The organism is Pseudomonas sp. 2957 (assembly GCF_031456345.1).
In the GTDB taxonomy this organism is placed as follows: Bacteria; Pseudomonadota; Gammaproteobacteria; order Pseudomonadales; family Pseudomonadaceae; genus Aquipseudomonas; species Aquipseudomonas siliginis.
This window is the reverse complement of the sequence record NZ_JAVDUL010000001.1, coordinates 114,386-137,536: the sequence shown is the minus strand read 5'-3', so window position 1 is coordinate 137,536 and position 23,151 is coordinate 114,386. Positions and strand designations below refer to the sequence as shown.

Genomic DNA, 23,151 nt, shown 5'->3' with positions numbered 1-23,151 from the left:
GAGCGGTCACCTGAGTACTGCGGGGGCCTGGATTGCCGATCAACCTGTTCATTTGGGGAAAATCTCCAGCAATCGTGGCGCTATCTTTTCCAGCGGGCGGATTTCCACCGCGGCATCGATCGCCGCGGCAGCCTTGGGCATGCCGTACACCGCACTGCTGTGCTGATCCTGGGCGATGGTCAAATAACCCTGCTGGCGCATGAGCTTAAGCCCTTGCGCGCCATCGCGCCCCATCCCGGTCAATAAAACCCCGACCGCGTCACCGTTCCAGTAACTGGCGACGCTCTCGAAAAACACGTCGATCGAGGGGCGATAGATCTCGTTGACCGGTTCGGCGGTGTAGGCCAGCGTGCCGTTTTTCAACAGGCGAATATGGTGATTGGTCCCGGCCAGCAGCACCGCGCCACTTTGCGGCGGCTCGCCTTCACGGGCCAGACGCACATCGAGGCCGCTGGCGCTGGCCAGCCATTCGGCCATGCCGGCGGCGAACACCTGATCGACATGCTGCACCAGCACGATCGCGGCGGAAAAATCTCTCGGCAGGCCTTTGAGCAACACTTCCAGCGCCGCCGGCCCACCGGCAGACGAACCGATCGCCACCAGCCGCTGACGTGACGGCGAACTGCGCGGCGTACTCGGCGCCGGGCGCGCACGTGGCGCCTTGTCGCCGATCAGCCAGCCGATGTTGAGGATCTTGCGCAACAACGGCGCCGCCGCTTCCTGGGCATTGCCGGCGCCGATCGCCGGCGTGTCGACCACGTCCAGCGCGCCGTGGCCCATGGCCTCGAACACGCGGTGCACGTTCTGTTGACGATCCACGGTGACGATGACAATCGCGCACGGCGTCTCGGCCATGATCCGCCGCGTGGCTTCGACGCCGTCCATGATCGGCATGATCAGGTCCATCAGAATCAGGTCTGGTGTGCACTCGGCGCAGCGTTGCACCGCCTCGGCACCGTTGCTGGCGACCCAGATCACCTGATGCGCCGGCTCGAAGGCCAACGCTCGGCGCAGAGCCTCCACCGCCAGGGGCATGTCGTTGACGATTGCGATCCTCATGTCCGCGCTCCTCCGATGAGCTCGACCACTGCATCGAGCAGGGCGTCGTCATGAAAACTGGCTTTGGCTAGATAATAGTCGGCGCCGGCATCCAGTCCACGGCGGCGGTCTTCTTCGCGATCCTTGTACGACACGACCATCACCGGCAGCGATTGCAGACGGTTGTCGCGGCGCAGCAGCGTGACCAGCTCGATGCCGTCCATGCGCGGCATGTCGATGTCGGTGATCAGCAGATCGAAGTTCTCCGAACGCAGCGCATTCCAGCCGTCCATGCCGTCCACCGCCACCGCGACGTCGTAGCCACGATTGAGCAGCAGTTTGCGTTGCAGCTCGCGCACGGTCAGCGAATCGTCGACCACCAGCACCCGTTTGCGCGCCGCTTCGGCAGTTTGATTGCCGTGGCGGGCAATGCGCTCCAGGCGCCCGGTATTGAGCAGCTTGTCCACCGAACGCAGCATGTCTTCGACATCGACGATCAGCACCACCGAACCATCATCGAGCAAGGCCCCGGCGGAGATGTCCTGAACCTTGCCCAGACGCTCGTCCAGCGGCAACACCACCAGCGTGCGCTCACCCACGAAACGCTCGACCGCCACCCCGTAAATCGCCTCGCGCTCGCGTATCACCACGACTTTCAGGGTAGCGCCATCGTTCTGACTGGCCGGGCGATTGAGCAACTGGCTGGCCGCGACCAGCCCGACATGCTGGCCTTCGTGCCAGAAATGCTGACGCCCCTCGACCTGCACAATGTCTTCCGGCGCCAGATCGCACATGCGTTCGATGTGCGCCAGCGGGAACGCGTAAGCCTCTTCACCGACTTCCACCACCAGACTGCGCACCACCGAAAGCGTCAACGGCACCTCCAGATGGAAACGGCTGCCCTCGCCCGCCGTCTGCTCCAGCACCACGGCCCCGCGCAATTGGCGGACCATATGCTGAACAGCGTCCAGGCCGACGCCACGCCCGGACACTTCGGTAACCTTGTCGCGCAGGCTGAATCCCGGCAGAAACAGGAAGGTCAGCAGTTCTTCTTCGCTCAATTGCGCTGCGGTTTCGGCTGGGGATAACTGCCGTTCGACGATGCTGCGGCGGACTTTCTCCAGATCGACGCCACCGCCGTCATCGCTCAATTCCAGCACCAGCAAACCGGCCTGATGGGAAGCGCGCAGGCGAATAAGGCCCTCTTCCGGCTTGCCCTTGAGCAGGCGTTGTTCCGGGGATTCGATGCCGTGATCGACGGCGTTGCGCAGCAAATGAGTCAGCGGCGCTTCGAGCTTTTCCAGCACATCGCGATCGACCTGGGTTTTCTCGCCTTCGATCTCCAGGCGCACCTGCTTGCCGAGGCTGCGACCGAGGTCGCGAACCATGCGCGCCTGCCCGCTCAACACGTCGGCGAACGGGCGCATGCGACAGGCCAGCGCGGTGTCATAGAGCACTTGCGCGCGCTGACTGGCCTGCCAGGCGAATTCGTCGAGTTCGGCGTTTTTCTCGCTGAGCAGTTGCTGCGACTCGGCGAGCAAACGTCGCGCATCTTCCAGCGACTCGAGCGCTTCCAGGCTCAGCGCATGCTCCTTCAGGTGCACATTGAGATTTTCCAGTGCGCGCAGGCCGTTGTTCTGCATGCGTTTGAGGCGCTGCATGGTCGCCAGGTGCGGCTTGAGACGCTGGGTTTCCACCAGCGATTTGCTCGACAGATCGAGCAGGCTGTTCAGGCGCTCGGCGGTAACGCGCAAGACGCGCTCGCCGCCCTCGGTGGTGCGTTTGTTTTTGCGCGGAGTCGGCTCGGCGGGCTCGTCCATGATCGGCGCTGTCGCTGTTGGCGCTGGCTCGATCGACAACTCGGCCATCGGCGGCGTGGCAACCACAGCGGCTGGCGCCGACGGATCGAGCAAACGTCCCATCAGCGTCACGTAGGCTTCAATGTCAGCAGGTTGCGGCGCATTGGCCGGCGTGGCGATGCGCATCAGCAGGTCGGTGCCCTGCAACAACGCGTCGATGTGCTCGGGACGCAGCAACAAACGGCCTTCCTGGGCGCTGACCAGGCAATCTTCCATGACGTGGGCGACGCTGACGCCGCTGTCGATACCAACGATCCGCGCCGCACCTTTGAGCGAGTGCGCCGCGCGCATGCACGACTCCAGTTGATCGGCCTGGGTCGGATTGCGCTCCAGCGCCAGCAGCCCGGCGCTGAGCACATGGGTCTGGGCTTCGGCTTCGAGGCTGAACAGCTCGAGCAGAGAGGCGTCGCGCATTTGCTCGGGGGTCATGTCAGGCTCCGGGTCACGGCGGACAACAGCTGTTCTTCATCCAGCCAGCGCAGGCTGCGACCGCGATATTGCAGAACGCCACGGGTGTATTTGGCACTGGCTTGCGCACCGGACTGCGATGCGGCATCGAGGATGCGTTCGTCGATGGCATGAATACCGTCAACTTCATCCACCGGCACCACTACCGGCCCGCCATGGGCGGCGATGATCAGCATGCGCGGCATGACTCGCCCGCCGCCCGCCGGCGCGACGCTGGCGCCGAGGTCGAGCAGTTCCACCAGCGACAGGCACGCGACCAGCGCGCCACGGACATTGGCCACGCCGAGCAAGGCCCGCGAGCGCTGGTGCGGCAGCGAATGTATCGCCTGCAACGGCGCGACTTCGACAAGCGTGCGCGTGGCCAGTCCGAGCCATTCCTCGCCGAGGCGAAACATCAGCAGCGAGCGGGTCTTGACGTCGATTTCGACTTTGCTGACCACCGCTTCGCGCTGGTCCTGCTGCAACGAATAGCGGTCGAGCAGGCGCGTGGCGGCGGCGGAATACACCGAGCAGTTGCGGCAATGAATGTGCTCTTCCAGCAACGGGCAGGACTTGTCGCCATGAATGCCGATGCGGTTCCAGCAATCGTCGATGGCGCGGGCGTCTTCGTGGGTAACGTTCAAGGTGTCGGACGCGCTCATCGTTTACGCTCACTGTCGGCGGTGCGCCCGCTGCGGGCGGCGCGCTCCTGCAATCGTCGGGCACCCGCCGTGTCGCCCTGAGCCTGTAGCAACGCGGCCAGGTGCATCAGCGCTTCGGGATGTTGCGGTTCGAGGTACAAGGCCTTGCGATAAAAACCCTGGGCCTCGAGGCTCAGGCCGGCGACATCGCTGAGCAGCCCGAGCCAGTAGAACACCTGCGCCACCGGCTCATGGCTGCGCAGATAGTCTTCGCACGCGGCACGGGCCTCGGCGCTTTTGCCTTCGTTGGCCAGTGCAGCGATTTGCGCCAGCAGCGTCGCGGCGTCGGGGTTGGCAGTTTTTTTCGTCACCGGCAAAGCCGTCACGGCAGCGAACGGCCGATTGCGCACTGGCGCTGGCGGCGCGCTGCGCAATGGCTGGCTGACCGGCACGGCGACCGGTTTGGGCGTCGGCAGCGGTTCGGGGTGCGGCTCGTTATGACGGCTGAAAGCGAACGACTGCGGAATGCCGATCGAGCGCATGCCCAAGCGCCCGAGCAGACTGCCCTCCGCCGGGCCGATAAACAGCACGCCGTCGACATGAGTCAGGCGTTTGAGCACTTCGAACACCTGCTTTTGCGTCGACTGGTCGAAGTAGATCAGCAGGTTGCGGCAGAACACGAAATCGAAGGCTGGCTCGCTCGCCAACAGCGTCGGATCGAGGACATTGCCGACCTGCCAGCGCACCTGTTCGCGAACGTATTCGTTGACCCGGTGGCCGTCCTGCTCAGGCATGAAATGCCGATCGCGAAATTGCAGATCCTGCCCGCGAAACGAATTCTTGCCGTAAACAGCACGGCGCGCCTTGTCCACCGACAACGGGCTGATGTCCATGCCGTCGACCTTGAACTGATGCGGCTTGAGCCCGGCATCAAGCAGGGCCATGGCGATCGAATAGGGTTCTTCGCCGGTCGAGCACGGCAGGCTGAGGACGCGCAACGCGCGCATGTTGTTCAGCTCGGCGAGACGCTGACGGGCCAGTTTGCCCAAGGTGGCGAAGGATTCCGGGTAACGGAAAAACCATGTTTCCGGAACGATCACCGCTTCGATCAGCGCCTGCTGTTCATCCCGCGAGCCTTGCAACAGCTGCCAGTATTCGTCGGCGTGGGCGGCTTGGGACAACGTGGTGCGCTGGCGCACGGCACGCTCGATGATCGCCGCGCCCACCGACGCGACATCGAGGCCGATGCGTTCCTTGAGGAAATCGAAAAAGCGCTGCTCACTGCTCATGGCTGCGCCTCAAGCTGCGCCGGATCACGCGGCGGATCGGGGAACAGCAAGCTGCGCACGGCGTCATCGAGCAAGTCATTGACCCGCACCCATTGCAGCAATCCCTGCGCATCTTCGCGCACCGGGCCGAGGTACGGCGCCTCGCGGTTATCGAGGCCGTAGGGCTGGAAATCTTGCGGATGACAGCGCAGCGTGTCGGTGGCCTGCTCAAGAATCAGCCCGAGCCATTGCGCTGCTTGCGCTTGATCCGGCTGATAATTGACCAGCACCAGCCGCGTGCTGGTGCGCGCCTCGGCGGGTCGGCCGAAAGTCAGCGCGCTGAGATCGATCACCGGCACCACCGCCCCGCGATAGGCGAACACCCCGGCCACCCAATGCGGCGCCCGGGCAACCGGCTTCAACGGCAGGCGCGGCAGCACTTCGGCCACTTCGGTGGCACGCAGGGCGTAGCGTTCGCTGCCGATGCGAAACAGCAGAAACAGCGCCTGCTTCGCCACTGGCGCGGCGCCACGCTTGGCGATGATTTCGCTCATCAGACTTTGAATCGCGAAACGCCGCTGCGCAGGCCGACGGCCACCTGGCTCAGTTCGTCGATGGCGAAACTGGCCTGACGCAGCGATTCGACGGTCTGGCTGCTGGCATCGCCCAACTGCACCAGCGCATGGTTGATCTGCTCGGCGCCAGTGGCCTGGGCCTGCATGCCTTCGTTGACCATCAGCACGCGCGGCGCCAGTGCCTGCACCTGATGGATGATCTGCGACAGCTGCTCGCCGACCTGCTGCACTTCCGACATGCCGCGGCGCACTTCTTCGGAAAACTTGTCCATGCCCATCACCCCGGCCGACACCGCCGACTGGATCTCGCGAACCATCTGTTCGATGTCGTAGGTGGCCACGGCGGTCTGATCGGCCAGACGCCGGACTTCGGTGGCGACTACGGCAAACCCGCGACCGTACTCGCCGGCCTTCTCGGCTTCGATCGCTGCGTTGAGCGACAGCAGGTTGGTTTGGTCAGCCACTTTGACGATGGTCACCACCACCTGATTGATGTTGCCGGCCTTCTCGTTGAGGATCGCCAGTTTGGCGTTGACCAGATCCGCCGCGCCCATGACCGAGTGCATGGTGTCTTCCATGCGCGCCAGGCCTTGCTGGCCGGAGCCGGCGAGCACCGAGGCCTGATCGGCAGCGGTGGACACTTCGGTCATGGTGCGCACCAGATCCCGCGAGGTCGCGGCGATCTCACGGGAGGTTGCGCCGATTTCGGTGGTAGTCGCTGCGGTTTCGGTGGCGGTGGCTTGTTGCTGCTTGGAAGTGGCGGCGATCTCGGTCACCGAAGTGGTCACCTGCACCGAAGAGCGCTGGGCCTGGGATACCAGCGACGTCAGCTCGGTCATCATGTCGTTGAAGCCGGTTTCGACCGCGCCGAACTCGTCCTTGCGATCAAGGTTCAGGCGCGAACTCAGATCGCCGGTGCGCATGATGTCGAGGATGGTCACGATGCGATTCATCGGCGCCATGATCGCGCGCATCAACAGCAGACCGCAGAGGCCGGCGGCCAGCACCGCAACCAGCAGGGAAATGACCATGCTGACTTTGGCCGTTGCCACCGCGTCGTCGATATTGGCCATGGCGGTATCAGCGACGACTTTGTTCTCGCCAATGATGTCGTTGAGCTTCATCCGCCCGGTGTACCACGCCGGGGTCAGTTTCTCGTTGAACAGCTTGATGGCATCGGCTTCCAGATTGCGCTTGTGCAGGTCCAGCACGGCATCCTGAATCTGCATGTAGGTATCGTGGTACTTCTCGAACAGGGCGAATTCGGAACGGTCTTCATCCGTGGCCATGGTCTTGCGATAGTTGGCCATCTGCTCTTGCAGACGCGCCTCAAATGCCTTGTAGTCCGCTGCGTCTTCGCTGGAAACGCCCTGGCCTTCCTTGAGGCCGAGCAGCTCTTGCGTCTGCAAATAACTGTCGACCCATGCACCACGAATCATCGAGCTGTAATAGACGCCGGGGATGGCATCGTCGCGCACGCTGTTTTCACTGGCCTCGATTTTCAACAACCGCGAGTAGGACAGCACCACCATCAACAGCATGATGGCGATAATCACCGCAAAGCTCGCCAAAATGCGTTGGCGCAACGTCCAGTTCTTCACAGTGAATCCTCGTGCCTGATCGAAATGCGGGGAGTATAGCCGAGGGCGGTGTTTCATTTATAAGACGCTTTCGCTGGCAGTACTGTCCTTGTGGGAGGGAGACTGCTCGCGAAGGCAACATCGCGGTCCCGGCAAATCCCCAACTGCGCAAGAAGTTGCGCAGTAGCCCGTAATATTTCACGACCTAAATCCTCTGCAGCCCAAGCAGTGCAAGCCCTGCAGCCAAGTGCGCAAGAAGTTGCGCAGTACTGCGCAACTTCTTGCGCACTTTCTCCCGACTTTCCCGCTGAAAATCGCCCCGAATGATCACCAACTACCGTGGCGCCCCCGCCATCCGGGCACCGCGCAGAACCTGGCACGCTCCTTGATAACACTGCGTCACCCACCGGGCGATTTCGCCTCCGGGCACCCTAACTTTATCCGCAAGGAGAGCACCCCATGGCAACACCAGCGTACATGTCGGTTACCGGCGAAAAACAAGGCCTGATCACTGCCGGCGCTTTCACCGCCGACTCCGTTGGCAACACCTACCAGGAAGGCCACGAAGACCAGGTTATGGTTCAGGCTTTCACCCACGACGTGATCATCCCGCGTGACCCGCAATCCGGTCAGCCAACCGGTCAGCGCGTACACAAGCCAGTTGTGATCACCAAGGTCTACGACAAGGCTTCGCCACTGCTGCAAGCAGCACTGACTTCCGGCGAGCGCATGAGCGAAATCGTTATCCAGTGGTACCGCACTTCGGCTCAAGGCACCCAAGAGCACTACTACACCACCAAACTGGAAGACGCGATCATCGTCGCCATCAACAACAAAATGCACAACTGCCAGGATCCAGGCAACGCGCACTTCACCCACCTGGAAGAAGTGCAGTTCACCTACCGCAAAATCACCTGGACCCACGAAGTATCCGGTACTTCGGGTTCCGATGACTGGCGTGCTCCAGTCGTTTAATTACGGCTGACCGTTACACGCATCGGCCAGCTCTGCTGGTCGATGTTGTTTACGCCCCTCCAGAATTTCGCGTACGTTGAGCCGCTTTTTTGCGGCCGTCGACGAGCGCCGCTGTACAGCACGAGGAACAAGGGATGTTCGCGCCGGCCAATGAAACCCACTTTGCCCTGACCATCGAAGGGCTTTCCGCCGACTTTCAGGTGTTTACCCTCACCGGCCGGGAAGCCATCAGCCAGCCTTTTGTCTTTGAGGTGGAGCTGGTCAGTGAGCAGCCGTCGCTGGACCTCGAAACCCTGCTGCACAAACCGGCCTTCCTGCAGCTGTCGCCCGACGGCAGCGGCATCCATGGCCAGATCTACCGCGCCGCGCAAGGTGACTCGGGCAAACGCCTGACCCGTTATTCGGTGACGCTGCGCCCGCAACTGGCGTATCTCGCGCACCGCATCAACCAGCGCATCTTCCAGAACCTCAGCGTGCCGAAAATCATCGGCATGGTGCTGGAAGAGCACGGCATCCAGAGCAACGCCTACGAATTCAAGACCGGTTCGATCTATCCTGAACGCATCTACTGCGTGCAATACGACGAGTCGGATCTGCACTTCATCCAGCGCCTGTGCGAGGAAGAAGGCATTCACTTCCACTTCCAGCACAGCGCCAACGCGCACAAGCTCGTTTTCGGCGATGACCAGACGGTGTTCCCGAAACTGGCCCCTGTGCCCTATCAGCAAGACTCCGGCATGGTCGCCAGCAACCCGGTTATCAAGCGCTTCGACCTGCGCCTGGAAACCCGCACCAGCCGCACCACCCGTCGCGACTACGACTTCGAAAAACCGCGCCTGACCCTGGAAAGCGAAAACCGTGGCGACGCCCTGCCCGACCTCGAAGACTACGATTACCCGGGCCGCTTCATCGACCGCGAGCGCGGCAAGCATTTGGCCAAACGCGCCCTCGAACGTCATCGCAGCGACTTCCAATTGGCCGAAGGCAAGAGTGATCAGCCACTGCTGGTCAGCGGCCATTTCCTCGCCCTGAACGAACACCCGAAAGCCAAGTGGAACGACCTCTGGCTGCTCACCGAAGTCCTGCACGAAGGCAAGCAGCCGCAAGTGCTTGAGGAGTCGGTGACCAGCGACACCACCGCACTCAAAGACGATTTCCACCAGGGCTACCGCAACCGCTTCCAGGCCACGCCATGGGACGTACCCAACCGCCCGCCGCTGCGCCACCCGAAACCACGCATCCTCGGCAGCCAGAGCGCCGTAGTTACCGGCCCGAAAGGAGAAGAAATCCACTGCGACGAATACGGCCGCGTCAAAGTCCAGTTTCACTGGGACCGCGAAGGCCAGGCCGACGACAAGACCAGTTGCTGGCTGCGCGTCTCCTCCGCCTGGGCAGGCGCCCAGTACGGCGGCATCGCCATCCCGCGCATTGGCATGGAAGTGCTGGTCACGTTCCTTGAAGGCGACCCCGATCAACCGCTGATCAGCGGCTGCCTGTACCACAAGGAAAACACCGTCCCCTATCCACTGCCGGCAAACAAGACCCGCAGCACCTTCAAGACCCTGAGTTCCATGGGCGGTGGCGGCTACAACGAACTGCGCATCGAAGACAAAAAAGGCCAGGAACAAATCTACCTGCACGCCCAGCGCGACTGGGACGAAAACATCGAGCACGACCAGAAAATCCGCGTCGGCAACGAACGCCACGACACCGTCGAGCAAAACAGCTACAGCGAATTCAAGGCCGAAGAACACCACACCGTCTACGCCGACCGCAAAGTCGAAACCCGCGCCAACGACCACCTCACCGTCGGCGTCAACCAGCACATCAAGATCGGCACCGGCCAGTTCATCGACGCCGGCCAGGAAATCCACCTGAGCAGCGGCATGAAAGTGGTGATGGAAGCTGGTGCAGAGCTGACCCTGGTCGGCGGTGGCAGCTTCATCAAGATCGACGCCGGCGGCGTGACCATGAGCGGGCCAGTGATCAACATGAATTCCGGTGGCAGCCCCGGCGTTGGTACGGGCGCCGCGCCATTGATGCCCGGCGTGTTGAAACAGGCGGATGCAGACAAGGCTGGCCAAGTCCTGACCCCGGCGCAGATCAACACCCTCAAACGCAACGCGCCGTTCTGTGAAGAATGCGAAAAATGCAAGGCAGGTGCCTGTGCCATCTGAACGAATTTCCCCCAAGGACTGGCTGGCGCAACAGCCGCTGCAAAGCGGCGAGCGCCTGTACCTGATCATCAGCGCCGCCAGCGACGCAGACGCCCTGAAAACCCTGTACCTCACCGAACCCACCGCCCAGCTCATCCCGATCTGGGGCGGCACGCCCTACTCCACCTGGCAACCGGTGATGCCCTACCTCACCGAACTCAAAGCCAACTCCGCCTTCCTGCCATGGATCGCCGAAACCGACGCCCTCGACTGGGGCTGGCTGGCCGTATCGCGCTCAGAGCCAAACGAAGTGTTCGAACATCTGCGCAGCCTGACGCAGGTGAAAATGCCGGATGGCACCGAGGTGTTTTTCCGGTTTTGGGATGGGCGGCATATCTATCCGATTCTGCGGGGGCTTGGGGAGAAGGCTGGAGAAGTGCTGCCGGTGTTTGAGCGGTATCTGATCAATGGGCAGGCGCTGGAAGTGGGCACTCGGGTGGTGCCGAAGGTCAAGGACTGGCCGTGGTGGGAGGTGCCGAAGGGGTTGTTGGAAGGGTTGAGCAAGGACAATCCGGCGACGCTGGTCAGCAACCTGATGCAATGGCTGGAAGAAGACCGCCCGGACCTCTACACCGCATGGCCCGAGAACAATCTGAAGCTGAAAATCACCCGCTTCGTGCGCCGCCCGGATGCGCCGCAAAATCTTAAAGAAGCATTGATAAACCACCTGATTCTGGAGCAAGGCTGATGGATCGCGTTGCCTTTGTTGACAACCAACTGAACACCTTCAAGGACAGTCTGAAGCTGTATCAAGAACAAACAAAAACTTGGTACGCACAGGCTCTCGACAAGGGTAGCCGTGCCGCGGACATGCCGTCCTTATTGGGCATGGAGCGTGTCATCAAGGCGGGCAACACCAGTAAAACGGTGAGCATGACCGACGGTAACTTCACCTCGAACGTGGCTCAATGTCCGCTCAAGGGTCCGTTGCTGATCGAGAGCAAATTCGAATCGGTTTACGACATTCCCGTCGGCGATATCGAAGTCGAAATCGTGGCCGTGGACGGTGGTGCTGTCAGCAAGGTCAAACTCGACGCCCAAGGCAAAGCCGCATGGACCGGCGGTGTGCCCGGCAAGTTCTACACGATTCGCGTCCATAACGAAGTGACCCCGGCCCAGATCGACGCCCTCTTCAGTTCTTACAGCGGCGTGACTGCGGACCTTGAAGGTTTCCTGCGCAAGGAATGGGCCGGCTTCAAACCGCAATGGTCGAATCTTTCGACCTCCGGCACAGCCATGGCCATCGGCAACGGCATTCTTGAAGGTGGCTGGGAAGCGATCAAGGGCGTATGGGACGGCATCAGTCTCGTGCTCGACATCCTTCAGGACCCAGGAAAGTTTGCGAAGGATCTCGGCGCTGGCGCAGACGAGCTGATCAGAGTCGCCAAGAGCTCGCCGGACATCATGAAAAAGGCCATGTTGCTGGCCAGCGACGAGGCGGCTTTGTTTTTGCTGGTGCGCAGTGCGGTGATCTGGCTCGCGGGCTTGCCGCCGATGAAGATGGCGGGCGACGTAGCGAAGATGACCACGGCCATTGTCGTAGGCATTGCGATCGACATCGTGATCGGCGTGATATTGACCATCGCGGCCGAAGGTACCGGCATAATCTACCTTGCGGCCCGACTGAAGAAGTACGGAGAGCTTGTCATCAAGGCTGTGATCGGCTTCGTGAAGTCGGTGTTCAAGATCATCAACGGTTTTATGGAGTATGTCGCCAAGTACACCGCTGTGGCGGCCCGAGGGGTAACGGCAAAGGTCAGAAACGGGATTTCCGAGTTGCGTTTTGATGGCAAGAAAAACGCCAGACTTGCTGACGGTAAAGTCGCTGATGACGTATCGAACCAGGCGACGAATCCCGCCGAAAAGAGCGCAGAACCTGCTGCAAAGACTTGCACTAACGGGTGCCCTGTTTCGATGGTCACTGGCGAAGAGTTATTGACGTTAACTGACGGCCAACTCGACGGCCTGCTGCCATTCGAATGGACCCGTCTCTATCGCACCAGCGCTGTGGAAATCGACTGCGGTCTCGGCTATGGCTGGAGCCACGCGCTCGCCCACCGCATCGAGATCAATGGCGATGAAGTCATCTGGACCGATCAGGAAAACCGCTCCACCGTTTTCCCACTTCCGAGCGAGCAGCGTCCCGCCATCACCAACAGCCTATCGCACGCGGCCATTTTTCTAGGTGACGATCCATCCGAGCTGATTCTCGCGCAGGCTGGCAAGCGACCATCGTTCTATCACTTCCGCTTCGACAGCAAAGGCGCGACCCTGATCGCCATCAGCGATAGCTATGGCAACCGCTTGCACGTTACTCGCGACATCCATGGGCGCATCAAACGTCTCGACAACGGTGCCGGCCGCGCCCTGCTTCTGCGCTACGACCGCAAGCACATCATCGCCGTCGATTATCAGCAGTTTCTGCCCGCCGATAATCTGGAAGACGTCTGGAATACCGTGCAGACGTTGGTCACCTATAGCTACGACGCGCAACATCGCCTGATCGAGGCGAAAAACGCGGCGGGCGAAGCCGAGCGTTATCGCTACAACGAGCAGCACGTCATTCTCGAGCGGCAATTGGCAGGCGGCGCAGCGTTCTATTGGGAATGGGAAAACGAAGGCAAACTGTCTCGCTGCACTCGTCACTGGGCCAACTTTTCGCAGATGGAAGCGCAGTACGTCTGGGATGACAAAGGCAGCGTCACCGTAACCAACGCCGATGGCAGCGAAGAGGTCTATACCCACGACGATCAGGCCCGATTGATCAGCAAGATCGATCCGGATGGTGCCGAGCATCTCAAGGCCTACAACGACAAAGGCCAATTGATCGCCGAAAAGGATCCGCTGGGCGCCGTTACCGAATATCGCTATGACGATAACGGATTGATGACCGCGGTCATCCCGCCGGAAGACGAAGCCACCACTTACGAGTACATCAATGGTTTCGTCAGCGACGTTCGTCGCGGCAAAGCCAGTTGGAAGTATCAACGCAACCGACAAGGTGATGTCACTGCGCAGATTGACCCGGACGGCAATGCCAGCCATTACAGCTATGACCCGCAGGGTCGTCTGTTGGAAATCCGTCACCCGGACGGCAGCCGTCATCAACTCGGTTGGAACAATCTCGGTCAACTGCTTGAAGAACGTCTTCCCGACGGCGGTCAGCGCAAGTACCGTTACGATGCACTAGGCAGGCAGATCACTCGCCAGGAAGAGTCCGGCGCGATCACTCATTACCAATGGGATGCTGCCAATCGCCTTGCCCAAGTTACGCTGCCCGGCGGCGCCACTCGCGCATTCAGCTACAACGCCTACGGCAATGTCACTGCTGAACGTGACGAACTTGGCCGTATCACCCGCTATGAATATGCCGACAATCTTCACCTCGTCAGCCGCCGAATCAATCCCGACGGCAGCCAACTGCGCTACCGCTACGACAACTCGCGTCTGTTGCTCACTGAAATTGAAAACGAGCGCGGCGAGCACTATCACCTTGATTACTACGCCAACGGCCTGATTCAACAGGAAACCGGCTTCGATGGTCGTCGGACTGGCTACGAGTACGACCTCAACGGCCAACTGCTGAAGAAAACCGAGTTCGGCGACGACGGCAGCGAACTGGTCACCGAATATCAGCGTGATGCCGCAGGCCGGTTGCTTGTAAAAACGCTGCCCGACGGCGAAGAGATTCACTACAGCTACGACGCGCTTGGCCGCCTCGTTAACGTTGACGACGGCCACTGGCCGCTCGCCTACAAATACGACCTGCAAGACCGACTCATCGAGGAGCACCAAGGCTGGGGCACTCTGCGCTACGAATACGATAGCGTCGGCCAGCTCAAGCACTGCCGCTTGCCCGATGGCAGCAAACTCGATTACCGCCACCAGCCTGGCGGGCAACTCACCAGCATCGACCTCAACGGTTCTCGCCTGACCTCTCATCAGTTCAACGCTGGTCGAGAGCAACAGCGCCAACAAGGTCTGCTGCTTAGCCAATACCAATACGATGAACAGGGACGTCTGCAAGCGCACAGCGTTAGCCAACGGGACAAGCACCTGTTCCAGCGTCGCTACAACTACGACGCCAACGGCAACCTCGCCGGAATCGACGACAGCCGCAAAGGCAACCGCAGCTATCACTACGACCCGCTGGATCGCCTGATCAGCGTGCGCGGCGCCATGCCAGAGAGCTTCGCCCACGACCCGGCGGGCAACCTGCTCGGACAAAATGACCTGCCCGTTGCGAATCTCGCCAACGTTAAAGGCAATCGCCTGCTCATGCAAGGCGACCGCCACTACGATTACGACGCCTATGGCAACCTAGTCCGCGAGAGTCGAGGAACAGGCCAAAAACTTGTCACCGAATACCGCTACGACTGCCAGCACCGCCTGATCGGCGTCAGCCTGCCGGGTGGCAGCACTGCAACCTACAAATACGACGCCTTTGGCCGCCGCATTGAAAAGTCAGTCGACGGTCACACCACCGAGTTTCTGTGGCAAGGCGAACGCCTCATCGCTGAAAGCGCCGAGAACCGCTACCGCAGTTACATCTACGAACCGGGCACCTTCCGCCCGTTGGCAATGCTCGACGGCGAAGGCCCGCTAAAAGCGGCCCCGTTCTATTACCAACTCGACCACCTCGGCACCCCTCAAGAACTGACCGACTACAGCGGCGAAATCATGTGGTCGGCGAAGTACCGCGCCTACGGCAATCTCGCAGCGCTGGATATCAGCGAAATCGATAACCCGCTGCGTTTTCAGGGTCAGTACTTCGACGTCGAGACAGGGTTACATTACAACCGCCACCGCTACTACAATCCGGGAACTGGACGGTTCTTGACGCCTGATCCGATCAAGCTTGCGGGTGGTTTGAATAGCTACCAATACGTGCCTAACCCTACGGGGTGGGTGGATCCTCTAGGATTGAATACATGTCCCGGAGCCGGAGATAAAGATTCATCAGGTAACCGAACTGACCAAGAAGAAAAAAAATCGAAAGTTGATGACGGCAGCCCCGAAGCGCCATATACCGGACCGATCCCCAAGGCAATGCAGAACAAAATACTGTATGGCACACGGAGCCCCGGCCATAACAAACCAGTAGGCGGTCATTCGGCGCAGGTTATGAACTCTCCAAAATATCAGTACGATATTGTCAGCACTAACAAGGACGGAACTACCAGCGTTAAAAATTTTAAAATGATTTTAGAGCGAAAGGATGGAACCATCGGCTGGTCTGCAGCAAAGTCTCCAAATAGACATACATTTGCGCCGAAATCTTGGAGTGACGCGAAAATCTTGAGAGTTACTGATGAGGTAGCAGCAGAGCCAGGCAGAGTGTTACGGAACGATCCAGGCGCGGTAGTGACCGAACACACCAAAATCGTGGACGGAGTTCAATGGCAGGTTATTAAAGAAAACGATGTCATCACTTCTTCATACCCTACGGGAGCAACACCATGACGACTGGCAATGAAGAAAATCTATATAAAAAGCTCTGCTCATGGATAGGTGAATCTGAAGATTCACCATGGACTGAATACAGCACCGAGCTAGTTGCTAAAACGGTACTCATAGACTTCAGTGATAAGGACTGGGAAGTCCTAAAAAAAGCAATACTCAAAATGCCGGAATTTTGGCAACAAAGATGCGCCGTTTCACTTGGAGAAAATCGTACCACCCAAGCCATAGAAATTTTAAAGACTCTACTTTCAAAATCGGGATATAAAGACGTTAAAATTATTTCTATTTACGAGCTCGACTGGGCCGAAGTACCGATTGAAAAAAAGTACTCTCACCATGTAAAGCAGATAATAGATACCACACCAAAAAGTGAAATAGAACCAGAAATATATAGTTTACTTGCGAAAGCAGAATCATCAGAAATATAATAGCTAAGCCCACCAAATCTTGTATAAGCGAACTTTTAAAATATTACCGACAAACGCCCAACGCCACTTACCAAAAAGGCGCCAATAAAGAACCAACAATTAATTAAGACAGCCTATAATCAATCGGCAATCAAAAAAGCAAAATGAATATCTACATTGACATTACAGATATTTTGGTGCAATCGATTACGACAATGCAGGCGGAATTATATCCTACATGAATATCCCTCCCACTGAAAACATAAAGGAAAAATTCCAAGTAGAAATCTTCAATTTTGTTCTCAACCTATTAGATTAGCCAATAACGTCTTCAATAGAAAGCCAAGACTTAAACTTTCTAGAAAACATGGACGAGGATGGCTTCCTAATAATCAAAAAAGCAGCCGTTACATTTGAAAAAATAAAAGGTCACGAAAAACTGGCAAGAGTCTTAGATCAAGGGAAAGACTACTTATTACATGAAATTTACAGACCCAAACTGGAAAATAAAGACAAGATCTATGACATTGGAGGTAGATCATTCACATCACCTCAACTCCTAATCAATCTTGCGATTATTTCACCCCAAAAGATAACTCTTGACTTCTCCGCTTCCGATCATGTCTACATAGCAACATACCATAAACTTCGAAACGTGGCAGAAACTCTAAATTTACAGGCGAAACGCACGCAACCGCCAATTGAAGGAATATTCGAAGTGAATTACAGCAACATGCATACCATAAGCGTCTTTGATGCCGGCTATCGATTTTTCAAAACATAGGAAGTGTCGACACAAGATTTTCGATGCTTGCCCTTTCTCAGTGCAGCTTTTTTACAAATGAAACGCCGCGAGTCACCTGGCACATCTAATCTGCTCAGCGTACCACGCGCGCGTATACCAACAACTGACGATCGCGTAACTCCCGAATAGAGCGAACTCGGCAGTACTACCCGCTACGAATGCACCGACAACCTGGACGTGAACAGCAAAAATCACGACGAGCACAACTACTGGCCTGGAACAAATAATAGACATCGGATGGCATCTATTATTTAGCAAAAATGGCACTTTTAGAATTTCATTAATTGCAAATCAAGCTTGGAGAATTTCCAATATTCACCGACACCGCCAAAACTTGGAGCGGCCTTGAAAAAACTTTAGACCACACACTACATAAAGTTAAACAAATCTGATGCAGCCTTTACAAATCTGAAGTATACGGGGAAAGCAGTGGACCTGACATTGGCTAATACATAGGATGTGGCGGCGCCACTCTCTCAGCAAAAAAATGTTTAAGCAACACCCTAAGCTAAAGCAGTCTGCGTTCGATGCCGATGCCGATGCCGATGCCGATGCCGATGCCGATGCCGATGCGATTGTTTTGGGAAAGGCCTCAGACTTGTAGTGCAAGGGGAGTTTTCTTTCGGGTAAAAAAATCTCGACAACCAAACCTATAACAGCGAAAGCAAAACCATGATATTTAAGTGCTCGGGCAACGCAGTCAATCCAAATACCGTATCTTATAGAAGCTTGGGATTCGGAGAGGCGGTTACGATCAAGACTCAGCCCTACATACTGCAAATCAAACCCGGCGACTTTCCAAGAAAGTTTGAAATTATTGCAGATACGTTTATTTCGGAATGCAGGATTGACGATACCGTGCAAGGCTATGCGGACATCCCCGAGCTTGCGACAGTTGATTACCCGACTTTCAATGAACTTCTGAACACCCATCCAAACCTAGCAGCAAGTTTGATCGAAGATCATCTTTACTTCGAACTCTTCTATCATCTTTTTCAAAACCCAACCAACCCACAATTGGTTATCAACAACATCAACAGCGTATATACAGAGAAAGATTCAATAATAATCACGGGAGACACATACCCATTCAAATACTTCTAGCAGAAGGAAACTTGCTCGACGGCAGGCCCGCCGACTCAGACCTCAATGGTCGACTGTTAAATAACACTGATCTGGCGACGACGTCAGTGCGCTAATCACCGATTGCTAGTGATCTATTTGCCAGCTCTATTACCCGGTCAGTGCCAAAAGTATGTACAGAGCCAGCGGCATGCGCAGTGTCCGCTATCGGGACAAAGATCGATTCAACGCCGTTACGGAAACTACTGAAACGCAGGAAGTCTAGCTAACGTAAAAGGGCAACCGCCTGCTGATGCCGGGCGATCGCCACTACGATTACACGCTATCCGCCCCCACCAACCGCACCTGCCTCTCCAACTCCACCTTCAACCCCGGCTCCAGCTTCAACTGCCGTGCCAGTTCATCCAGATAACTCTTCTCCATAAAATTCTCCTCATCCACCAGCATCACACTGGCGATGTACATCTCTGCCGCCATTTCCGGCGTGCTCGCGGCGCGGGCGACGTCGGTGGGGTCGAGGGGTTTGTTGAGTTCGGCGTGGAGCCAGTGTTGCAGTTCCTGGTCGTTGTCGAGTTTGGTGAATTCGCCTTCGATCAGTTCGCGCTCGCGCTCGTCGATGTGGCCGTCGGCCTTGGCGGCGGCGACCAGGGCTTTGAGGATGGCCTGGCTGTGTTCTTCGACTTGCGCGGGTGGCAGGCGGTCGAGGGTTTGTGGTTCGCGTTGGGGTGCGCTGCCTTTTTGGGCGTTGTAGTTGCCGTAGGCCTTGTAAGCCAGTACGCCCAGCGCGGCGAGGCCGCCGTAGATGGCGACTTTGCCGCCGACCTTGCGGACTTTTTTGTTGCCGAGCAGCAGGCCCATCGCGCCCGCGGCCAATGCGCCGCCGCCCGCGCCGGACAGCAGGCCGCCGAGGCCGCTGGAGCCAGACGAGCCACCGAGCAAACCGCCCAGTCCGCTGGCAGCCGACTTGTTGGAAGCGCCACCAGTCTTGTTCTGCAGCATTTCCTGCCCGGACTTGAGCAGTTGATCGAGCAATCCACGGGTGTTCATGTTCCGTCTCCAAACAAGGGTTATCCGGATCTAAGGCCCTCAGCCTAGTTCGAAAGTGCCGGGACCCGCCCCGCGAGTGTGCTTCGAGATGTTGCTCGCCACTCAGAAGGGCCCGTTCCGAGCGTTACCCAATGAAAAGGGGCAGGCCTTTCGACCTGCCCCCTTTTCCCCTCCTCCTTAAAACCGCGAAACACTCCGCATCGCATCCACCAGATAGCGCATGGCGATCCGGTCGCTTTCCGATAGTTCTCGATAACGCTCCACAAGTTTCAATTCTTCGGAATTGAGGCGGCGTCTTCTGCGCCCGCCGCCCAAGCAAGGGAAGATGCCCAACATTTCGGTGATGCTCTGTATTTTTGCCATGGACGATGTCCTTCTCTATTGAGTCAAGAAACTGCTGAACCTCACATCGCCCTGCCTCTTCGAGCAGCGTCGTGTGCCCCGCCGGCACGAAGGCTTGTATCCGGTCTTGCCCATAGAATAGGAATTAAATCGGCGTTGAAAAGCGGTTTTTAGAGTAATTAATCGAAAAAAGCAGATATGCCCTCTAAATCAGAGAGCCCTGTCAGAAAAATTACAGACATGTCTTGTTTCATTGCCAGGTGACGCAACGCAAACAAGCCTTTTTGCCCGACAATCGAACCGATTAAGCTAGCGGGCATCTGTTTATAGTCCGTTGCGTTTGGCCGAAGGCATGACCGAACCGTAATTTCCGATCCGACAGGTGCCAGGAACGGCGCTGGATTGCACACGACAGGTTGTATTTATGCACCGCAGGAATTTGCTCAAAGCGTCCATGGCCATTGCGGCCTATACCGGTCTTTCCGCGTCGGGCCTGTTGGCCGCCCGCGCTTGGGCAGCCAATGGCGGCGCCGCCGATGGCGAGGCCCAGGCCTTCGATTTCGAAGCATTGAAGCGTCAGGCCAAGCAGCTCGCCGGCAGTGCCTATCAGGATACGAAACAGGTGTTGCCGCCAACCCTGGCGACCATGACTCCGCAGAACTTCAACGCGATCCGCTACGACGGCGAGCATTCCTTGTGGAAGGAAAACAAAGGTCAGCTGGACGTGCAGTTCTTCCACGTCGGCATGGGTTTCCGTCAGCCGGTGCGCATGTACAGCGTTGATCCGAAGACGCGCATGGCGCGCGAGGTGCATTTCCGTCCGGCGCTGTTCAATTACGAGAACACTTCGGTCGACACCCAGCAGCTCAAAGGCGACCTGGGTTTTGCCGGCTTCAAACTGTTCAAGGCGCCGGAGCTGGATCGGCATGACGTGGTGTCGTTTCTGGGCGCCAGCTATTTCCGTGCGGTCGATGCCACTGGCCAATATGGCCTCTCCGCACGCGGCCTGGCCATCGACACGTACGCAAAGAAGCGCGAAGAGTTTCCCGACTTCACCAAGTTCTGGTTCGAGACGCCTGACAAGAACGCCACGCGTTTTGTGGTCTACGCCCTGCTCGACTCGCCGAGCGCGACCGGCGCCTATCGCTTTGACATCGATTGCCAGGCCGAGCGCGTGGTCATGGAAATCGACGCGCACATCAACGCCCGCACCACCATCGAACAGTTGGGCGTGGCGCCGATGACCAGCATGTTCAGCTGCGGCACCCACGAACGGCGCATGTGCGACACCATTCATCCGCAGATCCACGACTCCGATCGCCTGGCAATGTGGCGCGGCAATGGCGAGTGGATCTGCCGGCCGTTGAACAACCCGGCGACGCTGCAATTCAATGCATTTGCCGACAAGGACCCGAAGGGTTTCGGCCTGGTGCAGACCGACCACGAATTCGCCAACTATCAGGACACTGTCGACTGGTACAGCAAGCGCCCGAGCCTGTGGGTAGAACCTACAACCGCCTGGGGCGAAGGCTCTATCGATCTGCTGGAAATTCCTACGACCGGCGAGACGCTGGATAACATCGTCGCCTTCTGGACGCCGAAGAAACCCGTGGCTGCCGGTGATTCGCTGAACTACGGGTACAAGCTGTACTGGAGCGCGCTGCCACCGGTCGGCACGCCACTGGCGCGGGTGCACGCGACGCGTTCGGGCATGGGCGGCTTCACCGAGGGCTGGGCGCCGGGTGAGCACTACCCGCCGGTCTGGGCGCGGCGCTTTGCCGTGGACTTCACCGGTGGCGGCCTCGAGCGCCTGCCACAGGGCACCGGAATCGAGCCGGTGATTACCTGTTCCAACGGCAAGGTGCAGGACTTCAGCGTGCTGGTGCTGGATGACATCAAGGGCTACCGGATTCTGTTCGATTGGTATCCGACCAATGACAGTGTCGAGCCAGTGGAACTGCGCCTGTTCATTCGCACCAATGACCGCACGTTGAGCGAGACCTGGCTGTACCAGTATTTCCCGCCGACCCCGGACAAGCGTAAATACCCTTGAGGTTCTAAGGCGGCTGTTCTGGCGTCATTCGCGAGCAGGCTCGCTCCCACAGGGGTCCGCATTCCTATTGTGGGAGCGAGCCTGCTCGCGAAGAGGCCCGCCTGACAACGCAAAATTGTGCCGAATAGAAAAGCCCCGACCCTCACCGGCTCGGGGCTTTTGCTTTCCAGCCTTCAATCAATCGCGCAAATCCGATTCATGAATCGGCTGATCCCGATGGGTCGCGCGCTGATACTGCGCCGGCCACACTGCTTTGCGCCCGCCCAGATCATCGTCGGCATGCAGCGGCCAGTACGGATCGCGCAGCAGTTCGCGCGCGAGGAAAATGATATCGGCCTGACAGGTACGCAGAATGTGCTCGGCCTGGGCCGGCTCGGTAATCATTCCGACAGTACCGGTGGCGATGCCTGACTCTTTGCGCACACGCTCGGCGAAGCGCGTCTGATATCCGGGTCCAACCGGGATTTCCGCGTTTGCAGCAGTCCCTCCTGAAGACACGTCAATGAGATCGGCGCCCAGCGTATGAAGGCGGCGCGCAAGCTCCACGGTCTCATCCGGATTCCAGCCATCTTCGACCCAATCGGTCGCCGAGACGCGGACAAACACCGGTAATTCCTCCGGCCATACCGCCCTCACCGCTTCAGTGACTTGCAGCACCAGACGGATACGATTCTCGAACGAACCACCGTACTGATCGCGGCGTTGATTGCTCAGCGGCGAGAGAAACTGATGCAGCAGATAGCCATGCGCAGCATGCACCTCGACCACGCTGAAACCCGCCGTCAGCGCGCGTTTTGCCGCGTCGACAAAGGCCTGGATCACTTCGGCGATCTGCCCTTCATCCAGCTGCTTGGGTTGGGTGTGCTGCGGGTCGAAAGCAATCGGCGATGGCCCGACCGGGGTCCAGCCGCCGTCCTCGGGTTTGACACTGCCATGCTTGCCGATCCACGGCCGGTGGGTGCTGGCCTTGCGCCCGGCGTGGGCCAGTTGAATACCGGCGACCGCGCCCTGGGCGGTGATGAAGCGAGTGATGCGTTGCAGCGGTTCGATCTGTTCGTCGTTCCACAGTCCAAGGTCTTCGGCGGTGATGCGTCCGTCGGCGGTAACCGCCGTGGCTTCGGTGAAAACCAGACCGGCACCGCCCACCGCGCGGCTACCCAGGTGCACCAGGTGCCAGTCGTTGGCCAGGCCGTCGACGCTGGAGTACTGGCACATCGGCGACACGGCGATGCGGTTGGGCAGGGTCAGTTGGCGAAGAGTAAAGGGTTCAAGCAGCAGACTCATGGGGCACCTCTCGAATCAGTGGGCAGGCTCCAGGGTTCTGTTTGAAAAGTCGACGAGTGACAGAAAAA

At 58.5% G+C, this 23,151-nt stretch carries 17 protein-coding genes; 8 read left to right on the top strand and 9 right to left on the bottom strand.

What is annotated here, in order from left to right; genetic code table 11:
* Positions 1–48 precede the first annotated feature (48 nt).
* Genes J2Y39_RS00570 through J2Y39_RS00545 form a run of 6 tightly spaced genes read right to left on the bottom strand, consistent with a single transcriptional unit; the run spans position 49 to position 7,429 of the window.
* Positions 49–1,059, bottom strand: coding sequence for a chemotaxis response regulator protein-glutamate methylesterase (locus J2Y39_RS00570; protein ID WP_071174510.1), 1,011 nt, complete (start codon positions 1,057–1,059; stop codon positions 49–51).
* A complete protein-coding gene (locus J2Y39_RS00565; RefSeq protein ID WP_310214401.1) occupies positions 1,056–3,326 on the bottom strand; it encodes a hybrid sensor histidine kinase/response regulator in 2,271 nt (756 codons plus the stop codon). Before J2Y39_RS00565 ends, J2Y39_RS00570 begins: the two co-directional genes overlap by 4 nt.
* Positions 3,323–4,006 (bottom strand): chemotaxis protein CheW, encoded by a 684-nt coding sequence (locus J2Y39_RS00560; RefSeq protein ID WP_122699373.1) that lies wholly within the window; start codon positions 4,004–4,006, stop codon positions 3,323–3,325. Before J2Y39_RS00560 ends, J2Y39_RS00565 begins: the two co-directional genes overlap by 4 nt.
* Positions 4,003–5,274, bottom strand: coding sequence for a CheR family methyltransferase (locus tag J2Y39_RS00555; protein ID WP_310214397.1), 1,272 nt, complete (start codon positions 5,272–5,274; stop codon positions 4,003–4,005). The genes J2Y39_RS00560 and J2Y39_RS00555 overlap by 4 nt, the downstream gene beginning before the upstream one ends.
* Positions 5,271–5,807, bottom strand: coding sequence for a chemotaxis protein CheW (locus J2Y39_RS00550; protein ID WP_206420998.1), 537 nt, complete (start codon positions 5,805–5,807; stop codon positions 5,271–5,273). The genes J2Y39_RS00555 and J2Y39_RS00550 overlap by 4 nt, the downstream gene beginning before the upstream one ends.
* Positions 5,807–7,429 (bottom strand): methyl-accepting chemotaxis protein, encoded by a 1,623-nt coding sequence (locus J2Y39_RS00545; RefSeq protein ID WP_056783144.1) that lies wholly within the window; start codon positions 7,427–7,429, stop codon positions 5,807–5,809. Before J2Y39_RS00545 ends, J2Y39_RS00550 begins: the two co-directional genes overlap by 1 nt.
* Before the next feature lie 438 nt (positions 7,430–7,867).
* Between J2Y39_RS00545 and J2Y39_RS00540 the strand changes: the two genes are divergently transcribed.
* From J2Y39_RS00540 to J2Y39_RS00510, 7 genes are all read left to right on the top strand, one after another.
* A complete protein-coding gene (locus J2Y39_RS00540; RefSeq protein ID WP_007949952.1) occupies positions 7,868–8,383 on the top strand; it encodes an Hcp family type VI secretion system effector in 516 nt (171 codons plus the stop codon).
* 134 nt (positions 8,384–8,517) lie between these two features.
* Entirely contained in the window at positions 8,518–10,560 is a 2,043-nt protein-coding gene (gene tssI, locus J2Y39_RS00535) for a type VI secretion system tip protein TssI/VgrG (protein WP_310214393.1), read from the top strand.
* On the top strand, positions 10,550–11,287 hold the full coding sequence (locus J2Y39_RS00530; protein ID WP_310214390.1) for a DUF4123 domain-containing protein: 738 nt from the start codon (positions 10,550–10,552) through the stop codon (positions 11,285–11,287). Before tssI ends, J2Y39_RS00530 begins: the two co-directional genes overlap by 11 nt.
* On the top strand, positions 11,287–16,062 hold the full coding sequence (locus J2Y39_RS00525; RefSeq protein ID WP_310214388.1) for an RHS repeat-associated core domain-containing protein: 4,776 nt from the start codon (positions 11,287–11,289) through the stop codon (positions 16,060–16,062). The genes J2Y39_RS00530 and J2Y39_RS00525 overlap by 1 nt, the downstream gene beginning before the upstream one ends.
* On the top strand, positions 16,059–16,490 hold the full coding sequence (locus J2Y39_RS00520) for a HEAT repeat domain-containing protein (protein ID WP_252887377.1): 432 nt from the start codon (positions 16,059–16,061) through the stop codon (positions 16,488–16,490). The genes J2Y39_RS00525 and J2Y39_RS00520 overlap by 4 nt, the downstream gene beginning before the upstream one ends.
* Positions 16,491–16,836: 346 nt before the next feature.
* Positions 16,837–17,253 carry a hypothetical protein gene (locus J2Y39_RS00515; protein ID WP_177342703.1) on the top strand — a complete coding sequence of 139 codons (417 nt, stop codon included), beginning with the start codon at positions 16,837–16,839 and terminating at the stop codon, positions 17,251–17,253.
* Between the two features lie 693 nt (positions 17,254–17,946).
* A complete protein-coding gene (locus J2Y39_RS00510) occupies positions 17,947–18,378 on the top strand; it encodes a hypothetical protein (protein ID WP_056783135.1) in 432 nt (143 codons plus the stop codon).
* Between the two features lie 294 nt (positions 18,379–18,672).
* Here J2Y39_RS00510 and J2Y39_RS00505 read toward each other — a convergent pair whose 3' ends face one another.
* Positions 18,673–19,404, bottom strand: a complete 732-nt coding sequence (locus J2Y39_RS00505; RefSeq protein WP_039759087.1) for a tellurite resistance TerB family protein — start codon at positions 19,402–19,404, stop codon at positions 18,673–18,675.
* Between the two features lie 177 nt (positions 19,405–19,581).
* On the bottom strand, positions 19,582–19,767 hold the full coding sequence (locus tag J2Y39_RS00500) for a hypothetical protein (RefSeq protein ID WP_041478186.1): 186 nt from the start codon (positions 19,765–19,767) through the stop codon (positions 19,582–19,584).
* A 403-nt stretch (positions 19,768–20,170) separates the two neighbouring features.
* Here J2Y39_RS00500 and J2Y39_RS00495 point away from each other — a divergent pair, with 403 nt between their 5' ends.
* Positions 20,171–21,799 (top strand): glucan biosynthesis protein D, encoded by a 1,629-nt coding sequence (locus J2Y39_RS00495; protein WP_056783133.1) that lies wholly within the window; start codon positions 20,171–20,173, stop codon positions 21,797–21,799.
* A gap of 177 nt (positions 21,800–21,976) precedes the next feature.
* Here J2Y39_RS00495 and J2Y39_RS00490 read toward each other — a convergent pair whose 3' ends face one another.
* The gene (locus J2Y39_RS00490; RefSeq protein ID WP_039759093.1) at positions 21,977–23,083 is read right to left on the bottom strand and encodes an NADH:flavin oxidoreductase/NADH oxidase; all 1,107 of its coding nucleotides are present in this window, start codon (positions 23,081–23,083) and stop codon (positions 21,977–21,979) included.
* Positions 23,084–23,151: the final 68 nt, after the last annotated feature.